The sequence below is a fragment of the Pseudomonas sp. NY8896 genome (assembly GCF_039634505.1).
Window position 1 is genome coordinate 337,451 of the sequence record NZ_CP132351.1, and the last position, 14,144, is coordinate 351,594.

A 14,144-nucleotide genomic window follows, 5' to 3' on the forward strand; every position below is an offset into this window, starting at 1 on the left:
CAGTTAGGTAGTGGTGGTCGTATCCTCGATGGCTCCATCCCTCAGGAGCCATCATGGAAAGGGAACACTTCCTCGCCCAGCCAGATGTCGAACAATTTGTCCGCTGGCTGACCAACCACCTACCCACTCTCCAAGTACACCTCAAGTGCCTTCCCAGTCAGTTCGTTCCCAGGGGGCTAGATGTGCAAGTTCAAGGCATCGAAGCCGTACAGGGCCAATACCAATGGAAGGGCAAATGGGCAACAGTCAAAGTCCGGCTGGATGCTCTTCGGGAAGACCTCAGATCGGCAGTACAGGCCGAAGACCAGGACGATACGTTCAGCGCCTGTGCCGCCATTCTCGATTGGGGGAATGTGCCGTCTTCGAAGGGCTTTCTCCTGGAACTCAGCCAGAATGGCCAATTGGTCAAGTACCTGACCGACCGGCAACCCCTTTTGAGCCCTGCAGGCACTCAGAAGCTTTCAGATCTCACCAAACAACGGTTCAGCAGATTCAACTCGGGCCTGACTAAAGTCCATGCGCTTTTGGATACGGATGGTTCCCCCATCTATGACGGAAGAGTCGGGGCGGCGATCGCTATGCTCTACCACCTGTATAGGGGTTCGTCAGAGGCTCGGGCCGCCGGCCAGGCTTCGCACCGGATGTTCGGCTGGGGACCGGGGCTCGACGATCCAGAATCTGACAGGATTCGACAGATCCGCAATCCCGCAATGCTCGGGCGCGGTTACAACGGGACTCCCCAGCTCCTCTACCAAAGCCCTCACATTTGGGCGCAGCGCCAGCTGATCCTGGGCTGGATCATGCGAGCCGTGCTCGAGCGGACTACCTTGTTCAAAGGTGAGGACAGTTCCCTGGCTCACCGGTGCCATGCCTTCGAAGCAGGGCTCTTCATGATGGGCTATGACCTTCGCGCGCTGATCCCTGGGGGGTGGTCGATACCTGACCCGAAAAAGAAGGTCTATCGTCGCCGCAGGGATGCTGGCACACCTCTGGTAGCCTGACGATATGTCTTGTCCGAACTACTAGATCAGGATCATCAAATGGAATTCCACGAAGTTGTCCGTCTCGTCAGCACCGTTTCCACGCATGCAGCCAAGGTGCTGTCGGAGGCACTGGCCAAACCCCGTGCCGGCGATTGGCTGGCGCTGGTCGACGATGAGGCCCTGCAAGCGCACTCCGCGATGGAGCAAGCCTTGCGCGAGGTGCGCGAATTGAAGCGCAAAGTGAGTGAAGACGCTCCGGAAGAGGCTTACGACTTCCTGAGCCGCTGCGACAACACCTTCGAATACTCGCTGGCCACCATCACTCCTCGCCGTGGAGATGAACCGGCGGAGGCTCATGCTGGCCGTGCAGGATCAGCTAACCGGCAGTTGACCTACCTGGTGAAGCTGGCTGGCGTTTACATCACGGCATGGGATGAGAATGACGCACAGATGCGCGACTACTTCGAAAGTGGTTGCCTCTGCATCCTGAAGGACAAGACCCTGCAGAAAGCGCCAGCCGAAATGTCCAACGAAGACGCAGTGAAGCTCTACATGGACAATTGCAAATGCAGCCGGCACCCGGAGCATGGTCTCCGGAAGGGTTAACCCTACTCGCCTTCCCCAACGTTGCCCTCGTTGCGTTGGTCGCCCAGTACCTGCTGGGCGACCTGCTCGATGAACTCGAACACCTCCTCAGGCACCGTGTACTGGAACTGCTTTCGCCGGTTTTTCGAAACGATCCCCTGGTTGGTCAGGCACATCATTACCAGCTGTGCCAACTCACTGCCGCGAACATCAAATCGCTCGTCTACGGCCCTATAGACAGCGTCAAAGCACTCCAAGAACGCAGTTTCCTCCCTTAGCTCAACCTCCAATGCATGTCTGGCCATTACCATAGTGAAGGTCACGCAAGGCGTAGCATCCCAGAAGCGGTATACCGCCGGGTGCCCGCGGAACTGGAAGGCTAGTTGGCCATAGTCGATCCACTGCACATCCCAGAAGTCTCGTACCGGGCGCGAGAACGTCTGTAGCGCTTCCAGGTACATGCGCTCTTCTCGCTTCATGGCCACGGACACAGGCAGCAGTAGACCATTCTCCAGCGCGCCGGCACGGCAAAGCGCTTGGTGGATGAGGAAACGAGAAAGCCGGCCATTGCCGTCCATGAATGGATGCAGGAATACGAAACCGAAGGAGATGATTCCCGCGGCAACAAGTGGATCGATCTGCATGGGGGCCTCGTTGGCAAACCCCATCAGGCTCTCCATCAGTTCCCTGCAGAGCTCAGGTGGCGGCGGCACATATGTCACCCCTGCAGCACCTTGAAGAGCGCCAGCGAGGTGGTTCTGTTCATGCCGGAAGGCAGCGGCAAGATCGTAAGGATTTGCGACTGTCGCGTTTTGGAGCCCAACCAGGTATTCCTCAGTCAGCGGTTGGCGCTCATGGGCCTGGCGCAGCAGTTGGATAAAGCGCCGTGACTTGTCTTCCGTTGGAGCCTCACGCTCGATCGCGAAACTGTCCTTCGTCTCGCTCAGGTAGGCCCAGTTGATGGCGCGATCCATCATTCCCGGCGGGAGAGACTCCATGAAAGCTTTCGCGCGGCCAAGAATATCGTGCTCGAGCAGCTCGGTTATGGCAGGTGTCCGCTCCACGGTGGCACAGTAGGTGAGATCGCCAAGGCCATTAAATTCAACTCGCCACTTCGAGTTCCGGTTGCCAGGCCTTGTGATGTAGCGCTCCGGATCGAACAAGTGGACGAAGGGCCCGCGGACTGGGGCATGCTGGGCTAGTTGCTCCCCAGTGAAGGCTTCTCTCAAGAAACTGGCCTTTCTGATATAGATCCCATTGGGTGCGGCCTGTAGCGCCCGCTCAAACTCTTCAACCGGAATCAGGGGGAGCGTTTGCGCGAGAATCGAAAGATTGATGCCCTCATGCTTGAGGGCAAACAGTACATTCCCCAGTAGGTCATCTGTGGCTGGCGCGATGGCTGGCGGTACCGCCAGGGTTTGGCCGATGCGCTCAAGACGAGTCACAGGCTGTACAATGGCTGGAAGACGTAGTGGTACCGCCGAGAGCGCCAGCCGCTCGTGAAGAAGTGCGTATCCTGCTGCCTGCATTCTGGAATTCCTTACATTTCCACCCTGGTTCCCAAGTTTTTTTTCACTCGGCCAAGAAAATCTTTAGTTCTGGCGAGTATGCCGATTTTTTCTTCACCTGCCAGCTTCAATCCGAAACAGGGGTAACGAAAATCTTACCCTCCGTCGCTTCTGCCACATCCCTCACCCGCTGACGATATGCCTCATCAACCACGAATGAGGTTTTCATCATGCAACTGCGCAACAGCACCGACCAAGACATCCATCTGTCCGCCGTTCAGCTCGAGGAGAAATACAGTCTCGCCGGCGGCGGCCAACACCCGACGTTCACCCGTGAAGACTGGCGCAACGCCGTCGCAACAGACGACACCACCAGCGGCTACTGGTCCTGGGTAAATGGCCAGATCCAGTCGCTCCTTGATGACTCCCTGCTCGAGCCCAGCGCCAGCAGGGTGGTAGAACCCCCAAAGGGCCTGGTGGCTGACGAGAAAGGCATCCGCCAGCTGCGCTTCGTAGCAACCATCCATGGCACAGTGGGCGTGAACGACGGCGAACCAGGTAGCCCGAGCGCCACCGAGAGCGAACTCGGTCGCCAGATCAGCGATTCCATCAACACCATGATCGGCAATGGTGGCCTGACCGGGGACACTCCGGCCGTCGTCAACAGCAAATCGATCAGCATCTGCGTCGCCGAGGTGCTTCATACCTCCCAGCAGACCATCTCCATGCTTCGTGAACAGGGCTACGCCGTAGTGCTGTTCAACAAAGACGAACTGGGCAATGCCAGTGCATCTGCCCTTCAAAATCGCCTCATCGAATTGGCCTCTGACGAGATCCAGTTCCTGCAATCTGCAGGGTGATTTTTCAGCGCACTGACTTGGAGTGATCCCCGGCAGCCCGGATGGTTTACTCGCTAGACCTTGTGAATTTGCGGAGTTGAACGGATATGACCGAACAAGCCCTCATGGCAACCACCCAGTCCTACTGCGATCCCCGCGATGGGAAAGTTATCTGGAGCATCAATGGAGAGGACTGGCGCAACGAATGCCTGGCCAAAGTCCTCTTGCGAAACGACCACCTGATGGTGGGTTCCACCGTCTTCCGCGGCGAAATGCAGTACCCCGATCCTGCAGGATACGTCCCCGAGGTTGATGACGTCCTCATTCACATGCAAGAAGAGGCCGAGGGAAGTGACTGCGGCGAATGGGTGGAGGACTACCCGGAGCCTTCTGATGAAGCGAAAGCCGAGCTGAAGGCACTGCTTGAACCGATCAAAGCTTGGGCGCGCCTGCATTGCCGTCCCGACTTCGGCCTTGTCGAGAACGTCCAGGAGCATGTTCTTACCCAGGAAGACATCGATAAGGCCATGGAGACCAAGGCGTGAACACCTACATTCCCTCCCAGACCACTCCCAACCGGCTTGGTGCTGACTCCCGCGCCTGGTCTGCTCGGGTCCGAGCAGAAATGCAGGAAATGCTCCAGGAATGGTTCAACTCCGCCACTCAGTGCGAGGAAGCCGACGTCGACCACGAGTTCAATCGTGCCCTAGAGCACCTGATGATTTTCGCAGAGCGCCCCCAGGATCTGGTTGCTGAAGACGCCTCCTACGATCTGGCCACACTCCCACGCTTCGACCAGTTTTGCGAGCAAAGTGAAACTGCTCGCTTGTCTGGTGAAGGCGCTTTCATCCGCTATGAACATGCGGCACAACTCGTTCGCGCATTGGAACTCAAGGTCGCCCAGGCTGACTTCAACTACGACAGCGATCGGGCGGCCTGGCAACTCCGGGAAGCCGAACTGCTGGCGCTACTAGGCTCCCCGACCACTACACCAATTCACCAGTGTCGAGAAAGGCACAACCCGCTTTGGGAAGATTGCACTACTGAAGACGCTGAGAAAGCGCGCGCAGAGGGCCTGGAGGTTCGTACCATGTACTGCCTCCCTGAAGACGCTGTACGGGTGGGGTTGGAGCAGGAGAACCAAGATCTACGCTTGCAGTGTGGCGGCATGGAAATGACCATCGATGAGCTCCGCAGCTCGCTCAGTCAGCTCCAACACCAGCTGGCCGAGATCGCAACGGACGCAGCTCAAGGCGTTGAACCGGTTGCAAAGTGCGGCCGCGGCCCAGTGGCCTCTTTCTGCCACCTGACGGACTATGGTCGCCAAGTGCTGCCCGAGGGGCGGCATTCTCTCTACCTTGCGGCCCAAGTTAAGAACGGTGTCCTGCTAATCCCCGACAATCTGCTCAGTCACCGACAAAGCTGGCGTGCAGCGTTCGAGCGCCTGATTGAGCTGGAACCTGAAAGCCATCAACCCGATCGCGATGAGCTTGGCTTCTGGAAGCATGAGTTGAGGGCATTCGATCACATGTACGCCGACCTGGATCGCCTTAAGGCAGAACACCGCGACATGCTGTGATGCCTTCTGCTGAATAGCAACAGTCACACCTAAATTCTCAAAACCCCGTTATTTAGGTGGGGCGGTACCGGCCCCACTCCCTTAAGTGAACTTGAACCCCGCCACTTGACTTGAACCTCTCGATGGCAGGTATAGCCTCGCTCTTACCGGATGCTGTTGGCACCTCCAGTTATGCCTGAGGATGACGGCTCCAGTGGCTCTATCCCATGGAGGAAAACAGATGAGCAAGCAAGAACGTCTGGTGCACGCCAACCAGCTAATTCAAATCATCGCCAGGCATGGCCGGCGATTTTTCTTCGATGATCGGACCAACACCACTGCCCGGCTAGAACTTGATCACCGCGGCAGGGTGTGGTTTCACGATCACTATTCCAAGGCACGGGTGTATACCCACCCAGCAACATTCGGCAATGAATGGCACGGCTTCACTCACGGCGGAACTATGCGGAATCTGGTTGAAGCGATGCGTGACTACATTCGTAACGGCCGTCAGATCCCACTTTTCTGGCTCGGTTTCCAGCGACAGTCCGACAAGTCCAATATCTGGGGCTATGAGGACGAGGCTATGTCCGCCGTCAGGATGGAAGGCAGCGCCCTTCCCATCATCCACGGGAAACCAGAAGAGGTGTTCGGCTGATGGAAACGTTCACCTTCACCGCACACCTCTACAAGAATTTCGGCATCGCACTGCAGGTGTGGGATGAGGAAAGTCTTCCATACTGCACACTCTCTGTGAATGTGCCGGAGGCGCTGTTGAAGACGGATGAGTTCTGCGTCAATTGGGATGTCGACGAAGACCTGGCCCAGCAGCTCCTGGCCACCAGCCGATTCGAGGACACCGGGCTCGTCTTTTCAGCAGGTCATGCTGTTGCACCGATCTGGCGTTTGGTTTGCCCGGAGTTGCTCGATCAGGTACGGACGCAGCGGGATCTCGCACGGCACCACGTTCAACAATCCTGACGAGCATCCGATTCAATGGCCCGGGCCTCAAGTACGGAATGAACTGCTGGCCCGTTCCATGCCTCACTCATCTCCATCAAATGGAGTTTCCCCACGAAGGAACGCACCACCCACATGCAAGACCCTGTTCAAATCGAAAAACTTTTTCGCGCCAGAGAACTCATCCTCGCTTACATTGACCTCGACCAACGAGCCCTAGAGCGCACTCCCGGAATTCAAGCGCTGGAGCTATCCCTGACGAACTGGCGTCGCCAACTCGTGAGCATCGACTCCAAATTCACCGCGCTGACAGGGCTCTCACCGCAGCAGTACCGAGCGGAAAGCTGATCAGGCCCCTCGGATTGCGGGGCTTTGGCGTTATGATGTCGGCCATCTAACTCCCCGATCCGAACCTATGAATGAACTGATCTCAACCATCGACATTACCAGCTTGCCGAAGCGAGAGGCACTGGAGGCGGCTGCCCAGGAAAATGCCTTCCGCATCGCGCGGGACGCCCCCTGGATAGTAAATGCAGGCGAGATGGCGGCCGAAATCGGTGACCAGAAGGGTAGCCTCAAGGCAAAATACATGCGCCTTCGGAAGCTTGGCGATCGGATTGCAGAGGCCATCGTCCCTCACTCGGCCTGCCAGAAGACCTGCAGCCACTGCTGCCATATTGCGGTGGCCATCCATGAAGTTGAGGCCGACATCATCGCCGAGGCGACTGGCAGGAAGCGCACCCGGTCTGCCTCCGGGGAGCCGGACGGTGAGCTTGCCAACCGTTACTTCCGACAACCCTGTCCCTTCCTGAAGCAGAATGCCTGCTCTATCTACAACTCCAGGCCCATGGCGTGCAGGCTTCACTTCTCCATTTCGGGCACCAATGCCATGTGCGATACGCGCATCGCCCCTGTCGACTCGACGGCGATCAATCTGAACCTCAATGACTTTTGGTTCGGATACATGTCCGTGATGCACGTATCGCCGATGGAAGATGTTCGGCACTATTTCCCCAATCCCCAAACCAGGAAATGAACCACCGTATGGATACTGTTGGCCGTACCCGCTCCCAAACATGCACCAGGAGTCTGGATGAACTGATCGCACGTCGTACCAAAATCGACAGGTATGCTGTTGCGCTGGGCGTAACTGTGATCGCGCTGGGGTTCATCGGGTACCATGCCCCCTCCGCTGTAGCTCGCCATCTGGGATTGGTTGGAATGATCGTGAGTGTCTTTTCGACAACCTACCTGATCGACATGGCTGACGGAATGTCGAACACCATCCGAGCGCTGACGCCGAAAAAAGGCCAGAGCATCAATACTGTGCCCACCCCTACCCAACACCGCCCGACCCGAGTTGCGTGATTCAGCCAATTCTGGGAATTTCCGCACCCCATTTTCGCTTTTCATGGCCCCAAACACGGAATGAAATAGGAGCAAGGGCAACTGGCCCTATCAACGTCTGTTTCCTACCGTGCTCCCAAGAGGCAAGCCATGGAAAGCGAGAATCACCGTCAGACGCCAGCACTCCCCGCCGTGACCTTGGACCATGTTCAGGGCTTTGTGGAGCAACTCTGTAGAGCCATTCGTGAGCTACGGTGTGACCCGGAGTTCAGTGCAAAGAATCTTCGCACCGCATATCAGCAGGGCCACAAGGATGCTCTCGAGCAAGCTGAAGACGCCACCCGTGAGGCGCTTGAGCGACTAATGAATGGGCTCGCCGGCGGGGATAGTGGCACCGCGCAGAGTGGGTGAGCATGGCTCAAATTCACCATTGAGCTACTGTCATGTCGAACCTTATCCCCGCAGAAATCCTGGCCCCAGAAGTAGGGGCTCTTGTCAATTACGGCACCGACAGTTTCGGCAAGGAACCAGGTCGGTACCGGGTAACCGGCTACATGTGCCGCGTGGAATCGAAACCTGATTTCGGTGACGACTTCCTTGGCGAGATCCTCTTCGACTCTTGCAGGGACTTCCAGGGCGGCAAGATGCGTTACTGCCTTCGCGAGCAGGCAACGCATGTGACCTTGACCGGTATCGCCGGCGCAATCGCCCCCATAGAAGAATGCACCGTCACGGGCATGGTTCCGTGGCCCGACGAATTGCTGAAAGAGGCTCGAGAGAAAGCCCGAAGAAAAGGTGAGCGCGGTGAAATGCTGTTCTGATCATTCGCTGGGCGTCGAACGGTCAGAGACTGAACGTCTGGATTGGGTTCTGAAGTATCGACCTGAGTTCTCTGACGGTTTCCTTCGTGTTCGACTGGAGGCTGCAGCAGCACCTGATGGGCTCTCGGGCATGTTCATGGCTGTCGGCTTAGATGCCAGGAGCTGCATCGATAACGCCCTCGCAGGCTTCCTGGTGCGACTCAGATAGCCCCATCTAAAAGGCCGGCAAAGCCGGCCTTCGTGTCTTTGCCTTGATCATCCTTGCGCCGGTGGTTGCACCTCCCCTTTCTTGCACAGCGGTTTGAGTGCTGCACGGAGAATCCGCCACCAACTCATCACGGGCGGTTGTGGATGGCGGTGAATCCCTTCTATTTGCACCTCACCGTCCGCTGGTACCGCCAGGAATCTCCTGGTAGAGCGCACGACGCGGGCCGTAAACTGGTTTTGGAAGCCAAACCTGCACCCCATAGCCAGCATGACCAGCGTGGTGCCGCCCGCGATCAGGTATCCGAACGCAGCATATGCCAGAACCAGCTCGTGAGGAGATCGCAGCTGGAAGTCACGATCGAATTCAACTGGCGAGCTAAGAGCGTCGAACACCAGTAGAAGCAACGCAACCGCCGGGGCACACATCACTGCGAGCTTCAGCATCCGAAGCGCCGTTTTCAGGATTTCCACACCCTGGGAGACATACACCACCCAGTCGCGCTTCACCGTCGCGGTGATCTGCTCCATTTCCTCGTGGGGGACCTGCCCTACCTCCACGCCATTCACATAAACCAACCAGTCGATTTCCGGCTTTGCCATTCAGGCCTCCTATTATGGATTGGCAAGGCGCGACGACCTTGCATCCATGAGGCTATTCCGCCTGTATAGCTGGTACCAACCAAAGTACCCGTCTCCAATTCACGAACCGCTTCTGGCACACCCCTGACCACCGTGTAATGACCTCATCAACACAACGGCCACAGGTGTCCACCTATGAAGATTACGAACGCATTCACCCGCCAGGTTGGCCAGCTGGAGAACACTGATGATCCAGCCACCCCGATCCTGTTCAGGTCGATCCATCCTGCCCAGGACCAAGATCTGCTGAGCAGCATTCAGCACGACGTGGGCCTGGCTCCCGGGCTTGCCCTGCTCTATGACGACGAGCATGTCCTCATCTATGACCAAGAGGAGGTCAACCTCCTTCCAAGTGAGCACCAGAATTTCTATTGCGCTGCCAGTAGCGCCAGCACCTGGCTTGGGATTGCCTGGGAGCTCTGCGTAAACACCGACAACCCGGACTCACCGATCGAGGTACTTTCAAGCGGCTGCCGCGAGCACATCGAGCGTCTGGCAACTGCCCTCAATGATTCGATCCAGCCCTCCACTTCGGTACTCGTCCCTCTGCGCAGTGTCGTTCATGAGGTGGACCCGAATGGCAGCCTGTATGCCGTGACCTGCAGACTCGCAGATGATGATGATGATTCTGTCTATCACGTGCGCTGTGCGGATGAGGGAACCGCCCAGGAAGTGGCAATCCGCAACCTCTACGAAGAGGCGGGCTCTAGCCCGGACCCCACTGCTGAAGGTCATCGTCAGCACTACATCATCACCTCCCAATTGGTCGCCACCCCGGTCGCGAGCACCATCTAACCCCTTCGCCCCGGGCTGACCGGGGCTCATCGTCCTGGAGTCTTCCACGTGTCCTACCGCGTAATCCCCAATGCACATGCTGTACAGCATTTGGAACTGAAGATCGGTCGCCAAAGCTCGAACTTCGCAAACAACCTGTATTCGGTCATGAATTCGCTGATGGAGGGCAAGTTTTCTGGCGGTCTCTGGGAGCTCCGCGAGTACAACAACGGTGCAGTTGCCATGGTTCTGCCGCAAGCAGACCGTGTGGTGGTCGCATCGCAGGCTTGCCAGTGCAATCTGGAGATGTCCCTGGAGGCCCTGTCCCTCATCGCGAATTCCATGCTTCTCGTAGGCCTTTGCGAACAAGCGGCCTTTCATGGTGATGAGGAAGAAGCACTGCACCTGCGAAATCTCAACGACGTACTGCGCGATGCGGTAGATGGCCTCATGACGTGCGTGCTGCGGGAAGGAAAGCTGCAGGAACCCACAGAAGCGGATCGCCTTCTGCCGATGACAAAGCACCCGGAAAGCGCTCAGTTCCGCCGGTTCATCGACTGAGTGAGGAGCTTGAAAGAAACCTCAGCCGATGGTGGTGGCACAGGCTGAGCCGCCCGAACATGGCTACATCCACGCACAAGCGAGTAATGAGCCATGAACCAACATCTCTCCCCAATCCAGCAACTCACCGCCCTCGGCTACACAGTGGCATCTGGAGCCATGCGCTTCGACGTCGCTATGTCGATGGGCGTGTCCATCCTGGCGCGTGACGATCAGGGTGCCGTTCTGCAGATCAGCTGCAGCAAGGGCATCCTGGCCATCACAGCGGCCAAGCAAACTCCCCAGCTCACCGCCCCGGCGATCCTCTTGAATCGCGTCATCGCATAACCAACACCCCAAGGGCGCATCTCTGGAAGAAGGATCACAACGATGAATATGGTTGAAGTACAAACTGACGAGCTGATCGACGCGGCTCTGGACTGGGCGATCGCAACGATTGAAGGCCTGCCGATACAGTACGACCCGATGGCCTTCGGAAATACCGCGAATGGTGGCTACTGGATCTGGGATAAAGCGCCTGGCGGCATGATGGCCAAGATCGGTGACAAGTACAGCCCCTCGAACAACTGGAGCCAGCTTGGCCCGTTGATTGAGAAGCGCCACATCGTCCTGGGCAACCACGAATCGGGAGACCCGAGCCGCCAAGGTGAGTTTTGGGGGAGCGCCCATTGCTTCGACTCCGGCACCAGCTTTGAAACCTACAAGGGCATCAAGGTGGCCACCTGCCGCGCAATCGTCGCCAAAGAGATGGGCCCCGTAGTGCGAGTCCCGAAAGTGCTGGTCCAACCGGCTTGAACCGAATTCTCGGCTCCTGATCAGCCCTTCCGTAAACTGAGGGGGCGCCTGCCCCCTATCCCTGGTTCAACTCCAGCTATTGGCACTGAACTTTGCCCCTGAGTTGCATCCAGCGGCCCCCATATCTCCCCTGAGCAGCAACTCGAAACTTTTCCTCTACGCCGGTTCTGGCACAACCGGGTGCCCCTGAAACTGGGCTCATTCCGATATTCATCGCAGTGAGCCCAGCACCATGACCTCCGCGCAAACCAAACTGACCCAGTCGATTCAAGCCGGCCTATTCGACGCCGCAGAGCCTGCCCCGGTTCTTCTGCAGGTGGTGGACCTGACCTTCGACGAGAAGGTGAAAGCCGCGGTTGAGGCCATCAAGCAGCAGGTGCGCGAAGGTCGTCGCCTAGTGGTGGCCTGGTCGGGAGGCAAGGACAGCAGCGTGACACTGAATTTGGCGTTTACCGCCCTGCGCGATCTGATCGCTAAAGGCCACAGTGTACCGGCACTGCACGTAATCCATTCGAACACAGGTCTCGAAAATCCAGTGATTGAGATCTACAACAAAGGCCAGATCAGGGCGATCAAGGCTTACGCCAAAACTGCCGGTATCGAGACTCGTGTTTGGGTGGCCTCCCCAAATCTGTCCAACGACTATCTCGTTGGCCTGCTGTCCGGCCGCACGATCATGTCGGTGGGCAACAACACCAAGTGCCAACAGATGATGAAGAAGTCAGCATTGGACCGAATCAAGCGCCAAGTGCGTGCCTGGATAGCCGAAAAGGATGGAGTCAAAGCGAAAGACGCAAATCTGGTAAGCCTGATCGGCACACGCTTCGAGGAAAGCGCGCAGCGCGCTGCACGGATGAAGGCTCGAGGTGAGAGTTCTACGGAAGCTGTCGATGCGATGGAAGATGGTCAACTCGTGTTGAGCCCGATCGCCGAATGGGATGCGTTCGAAATCTTCACCTACATCGGGCACGTCCGCTCCGAGAAGATAGAGGCCTACTCCGACTTCGAAGAGTTGGTTGATATCTACCGGGACGCCAACGGCGGGGACTGCATGGTCAACCAGTACATCTCGGGCCGGGAGCAGAACCGCCCACCCTGCTCCGCCAGGACAGGTTGCTGGGCCTGCGGACGTATCTCGAAGGACACCAGCGCCGAAAACATGATTTCGGCTGAGGGCGGAAAGCACGCTTGGATGAAGCCCCTGCTCGACCTGCGGAACTACATGCTGGCGCGACACTTCGATCCGTCTGCGCGCTGCTGGCTGGCGCGCACCATCAACGAAGAAACCGGGACCATCAAGATCGTTCCCAACGCCTACGCCCCGGAATATACCCTGGAGCTGCTGCGCCTGATTCTGACGATCCAAGTCCGGGAGCAGATCGCTGCACGCAAGCTGGGTATTGCTCCGCGCTTCCACCTGCTCGACCACCGCCAGCTGATCGCTCTGGACTGCCTCTGGGGCCGGTACCAGTACCAACGCAGCTTCATGGCCCTGCGCACCTGGAAAGAGATCTACGAGCAAGGCAAGCGTTACGACATTCCCGATCTTGCCTCGATTCCGAAGTACACCGAGAAGGACGTGTCCTTCCGTGCAGAGGTTCCCTTCGCGGATGAGGAATATTTCGCCGCGTGGCGTGGATTCCGCAACGTGGAAGCTGCTGCCGTGGATTGGGAAGACACCACCGTTCTTCCGAACGGCAAGATCGTTCAGAACGCGAACGTCGGTGACGAGTTCGAGATCGACGAGGAAGGTGCGGCATTGTTCTGGGAGTTCGACCTCGACTATGCCCTGAACCGAATCTCGGTGCTGGATAACCCCTCGGGCGTTGTCCATTACCTGGTCGGTCTCGGAACTGTAACCCTCTACAAGGGCAGCCTGGGAGAGTGGGATCGGATGATGCGCGTGGGCAACCAGGCGTGGTTCCACGGTCTGATGCCGATCATCAATGACCCGCATGCGCTGGTCGAAACCCTGCAAGCAAAGTTCCAGAAAAAGGAAGAAGACAAGCGTAATGCCCTAATCGGGCAGCTGGCGCTGTTTCTTTAAACCCGAACTACGAGGATGAAACCATGGTCCTGATCACCAGCCTGGCAATCGAAGAAGCCGCAGAAACGCTGACCGAGGACGGAGGCCGCTTCGGCGACACACTCTTCGGCGGTCAGGTCATTGAGGCTGCCCGCGCACTGCTCAAGCAGCAGACCGATGATCAAGGGCTGCCGCTTCCCCTGGGTGAATTCTTCGAACGCAGGGAGGATATGGGCAAAGGACGCTTGCGGTTGATCCTGGACGGCGACTCTGATGTTTGCGTAGCAGTGATCAGCGACGAGGGTGAAATGGCGGACGTGGAGTTCTGTGTGCCCTTCTCCGGCGGCGGCCGCTCCCCGAAAGTCCGTGAAGCGCTGTTGAACCTGTGCCGCGCTATCCGCGAAGAGAACGAAACCAACCCGATCCCAGACTAGCGCCGGCCGACGACGACCAGGCGCTTCAGAAGTACAGCCTGAAAACCCGAGCCTCGGTTTGGCTCGAATAACGCCAGCGGGCCGATAGACTACCAACCCCATGGACT

General features: G+C 57.7%; 19 protein-coding genes. 17 read left to right on the plus strand and 2 right to left on the minus strand.

Going from position 1 to position 14,144, the window contains the following annotated elements:
* Positions 1-53 precede the first annotated feature (53 nt).
* Together Q9451_RS33360 and Q9451_RS33365 are read left to right on the plus strand one after the other, a co-directional pair.
* A complete protein-coding gene (locus Q9451_RS33360; RefSeq protein ID WP_044060659.1) occupies positions 54-1,001 on the plus strand; it encodes a hypothetical protein in 948 nt (315 codons plus the stop codon).
* A 39-nt stretch (positions 1,002-1,040) separates the two neighbouring features.
* Positions 1,041-1,589, plus strand: a complete 549-nt coding sequence (locus Q9451_RS33365; protein WP_044060658.1) for a hypothetical protein — start codon at positions 1,041-1,043, stop codon at positions 1,587-1,589.
* A gap of 2 nt (positions 1,590-1,591) precedes the next feature.
* Here the strand turns inward: Q9451_RS33365 and Q9451_RS33370 are convergent, their stop codons facing one another.
* Entirely contained in the window at positions 1,592-3,097 is a 1,506-nt protein-coding gene (locus Q9451_RS33370; RefSeq protein WP_019437707.1) for a Fic family protein, read from the minus strand.
* Between the two features lie 209 nt (positions 3,098-3,306).
* On the opposite strand from Q9451_RS33370, the gene Q9451_RS33375 reads away from it, so the two are divergent.
* The 9 genes from Q9451_RS33375 (at position 3,307) to Q9451_RS33415 (ending at position 8,601) form a co-directional block, all read left to right on the plus strand.
* Entirely contained in the window at positions 3,307-3,936 is a 630-nt protein-coding gene (locus tag Q9451_RS33375; RefSeq protein ID WP_172688606.1) for a hypothetical protein, read from the plus strand.
* Positions 3,937-4,022: 86 nt separating this feature from the next.
* A complete protein-coding gene (locus tag Q9451_RS33380; protein WP_172688607.1) occupies positions 4,023-4,460 on the plus strand; it encodes a hypothetical protein in 438 nt (145 codons plus the stop codon).
* The gene (locus Q9451_RS33385) at positions 4,457-5,494 is read left to right on the plus strand and encodes a hypothetical protein (RefSeq protein WP_223290551.1); all 1,038 of its coding nucleotides are present in this window, start codon (positions 4,457-4,459) and stop codon (positions 5,492-5,494) included. The genes Q9451_RS33380 and Q9451_RS33385 overlap by 4 nt, the downstream gene beginning before the upstream one ends.
* 220 nt (positions 5,495-5,714) lie before the next feature.
* The gene (locus Q9451_RS33390; protein WP_010794388.1) at positions 5,715-6,131 is read left to right on the plus strand and encodes a hypothetical protein; all 417 of its coding nucleotides are present in this window, start codon (positions 5,715-5,717) and stop codon (positions 6,129-6,131) included.
* Positions 6,131-6,454 (plus strand): hypothetical protein, encoded by a 324-nt coding sequence (locus Q9451_RS33395; RefSeq protein WP_172688608.1) that lies wholly within the window; start codon positions 6,131-6,133, stop codon positions 6,452-6,454. Before Q9451_RS33390 ends, Q9451_RS33395 begins: the two co-directional genes overlap by 1 nt.
* 114 nt (positions 6,455-6,568) lie before the next feature.
* Positions 6,569-6,781, plus strand: a complete 213-nt coding sequence (locus Q9451_RS33400; protein WP_172688609.1) for a hypothetical protein — start codon at positions 6,569-6,571, stop codon at positions 6,779-6,781.
* A gap of 67 nt (positions 6,782-6,848) precedes the next feature.
* A complete protein-coding gene (locus tag Q9451_RS33405) occupies positions 6,849-7,469 on the plus strand; it encodes a YkgJ family cysteine cluster protein (protein WP_172688610.1) in 621 nt (206 codons plus the stop codon).
* Positions 7,470-7,477: 8 nt separating this feature from the next.
* Positions 7,478-7,801, plus strand: coding sequence for a hypothetical protein (locus Q9451_RS33410; protein ID WP_172688674.1), 324 nt, complete (start codon positions 7,478-7,480; stop codon positions 7,799-7,801).
* 422 nt (positions 7,802-8,223) lie between these two features.
* Positions 8,224-8,601: a hypothetical protein gene (locus tag Q9451_RS33415; RefSeq protein WP_023111044.1), complete on the plus strand. Its 378-nt coding sequence runs from the start codon at positions 8,224-8,226 to the stop codon at positions 8,599-8,601.
* 255 nt (positions 8,602-8,856) lie between these two features.
* Here Q9451_RS33415 and Q9451_RS33420 read toward each other — a convergent pair whose 3' ends face one another.
* Positions 8,857-9,408 (minus strand): hypothetical protein, encoded by a 552-nt coding sequence (locus Q9451_RS33420; RefSeq protein ID WP_172688612.1) that lies wholly within the window; start codon positions 9,406-9,408, stop codon positions 8,857-8,859.
* A 174-nt stretch (positions 9,409-9,582) separates the two neighbouring features.
* Here Q9451_RS33420 and Q9451_RS33425 point away from each other — a divergent pair, with 174 nt between their 5' ends.
* The 6 genes from Q9451_RS33425 (at position 9,583) to Q9451_RS33450 (ending at position 14,037) form a co-directional block, all read left to right on the plus strand.
* Positions 9,583-10,242: a hypothetical protein gene (locus Q9451_RS33425; RefSeq protein ID WP_172688613.1), complete on the plus strand. Its 660-nt coding sequence runs from the start codon at positions 9,583-9,585 to the stop codon at positions 10,240-10,242.
* 48 nt (positions 10,243-10,290) lie between these two features.
* Positions 10,291-10,782 carry an antirestriction protein gene (locus tag Q9451_RS33430; protein ID WP_235375641.1) on the plus strand — a complete coding sequence of 164 codons (492 nt, stop codon included), beginning with the start codon at positions 10,291-10,293 and terminating at the stop codon, positions 10,780-10,782.
* A gap of 93 nt (positions 10,783-10,875) precedes the next feature.
* Positions 10,876-11,109, plus strand: coding sequence for a hypothetical protein (locus Q9451_RS33435; protein ID WP_172688615.1), 234 nt, complete (start codon positions 10,876-10,878; stop codon positions 11,107-11,109).
* Between the two features lie 42 nt (positions 11,110-11,151).
* Positions 11,152-11,577, plus strand: coding sequence for a phage protein NinX family protein (locus Q9451_RS33440; RefSeq protein ID WP_172688616.1), 426 nt, complete (start codon positions 11,152-11,154; stop codon positions 11,575-11,577).
* Between the two features lie 232 nt (positions 11,578-11,809).
* Positions 11,810-13,624: a phosphoadenosine phosphosulfate reductase family protein gene (locus tag Q9451_RS33445; protein WP_189671905.1), complete on the plus strand. Its 1,815-nt coding sequence runs from the start codon at positions 11,810-11,812 to the stop codon at positions 13,622-13,624.
* A 23-nt stretch (positions 13,625-13,647) separates the two neighbouring features.
* Positions 13,648-14,037 (plus strand): hypothetical protein, encoded by a 390-nt coding sequence (locus tag Q9451_RS33450; RefSeq protein WP_010794398.1) that lies wholly within the window; start codon positions 13,648-13,650, stop codon positions 14,035-14,037.
* Positions 14,038-14,144: the final 107 nt, after the last annotated feature.

Bases quoted from the DNA above. Each gene is read 5' to 3' on its own strand.
- Q9451_RS33435 (WP_172688615.1), top strand. From the start codon at position 10,876: ATGAACCAACATCTCTCCCCAATCCAGCAACTCACCGCCCTCGGCTAC.
- Q9451_RS33445 (WP_189671905.1), top strand. From the start codon at position 11,810: ATGACCTCCGCGCAAACCAAACTGACCCAGTCGATTCAAGCCGGCCTA.
- Q9451_RS33410 (WP_172688674.1), top strand. From the start codon at position 7,478: ATGGATACTGTTGGCCGTACCCGCTCCCAAACATGCACCAGGAGTCTG.
- Q9451_RS33365 (WP_044060658.1), top strand. From the start codon at position 1,041: ATGGAATTCCACGAAGTTGTCCGTCTCGTCAGCACCGTTTCCACGCAT.
- Q9451_RS33380 (WP_172688607.1), top strand. From the start codon at position 4,023: ATGACCGAACAAGCCCTCATGGCAACCACCCAGTCCTACTGCGATCCC.
- Q9451_RS33390 (WP_010794388.1), top strand. From the start codon at position 5,715: ATGAGCAAGCAAGAACGTCTGGTGCACGCCAACCAGCTAATTCAAATC.
- Q9451_RS33425 (WP_172688613.1), top strand. From the start codon at position 9,583: ATGAAGATTACGAACGCATTCACCCGCCAGGTTGGCCAGCTGGAGAAC.
- Q9451_RS33370 (WP_019437707.1), bottom strand. From the start codon at position 3,097: ATGCAGGCAGCAGGATACGCACTTCTTCACGAGCGGCTGGCGCTCTCG.
- Q9451_RS33440 (WP_172688616.1), top strand. From the start codon at position 11,152: ATGAATATGGTTGAAGTACAAACTGACGAGCTGATCGACGCGGCTCTG.
- Q9451_RS33450 (WP_010794398.1), top strand. From the start codon at position 13,648: ATGGTCCTGATCACCAGCCTGGCAATCGAAGAAGCCGCAGAAACGCTG.
- Q9451_RS33395 (WP_172688608.1), top strand. From the start codon at position 6,131: ATGGAAACGTTCACCTTCACCGCACACCTCTACAAGAATTTCGGCATC.
- Q9451_RS33415 (WP_023111044.1), top strand. From the start codon at position 8,224: ATGTCGAACCTTATCCCCGCAGAAATCCTGGCCCCAGAAGTAGGGGCT.
- Q9451_RS33375 (WP_172688606.1), top strand. From the start codon at position 3,307: ATGCAACTGCGCAACAGCACCGACCAAGACATCCATCTGTCCGCCGTT.
- Q9451_RS33400 (WP_172688609.1), top strand. From the start codon at position 6,569: ATGCAAGACCCTGTTCAAATCGAAAAACTTTTTCGCGCCAGAGAACTC.
- Q9451_RS33360 (WP_044060659.1), top strand. From the start codon at position 54: ATGGAAAGGGAACACTTCCTCGCCCAGCCAGATGTCGAACAATTTGTC.
- Q9451_RS33420 (WP_172688612.1), bottom strand. From the start codon at position 9,408: ATGGCAAAGCCGGAAATCGACTGGTTGGTTTATGTGAATGGCGTGGAG.
- Q9451_RS33405 (WP_172688610.1), top strand. From the start codon at position 6,849: ATGAATGAACTGATCTCAACCATCGACATTACCAGCTTGCCGAAGCGA.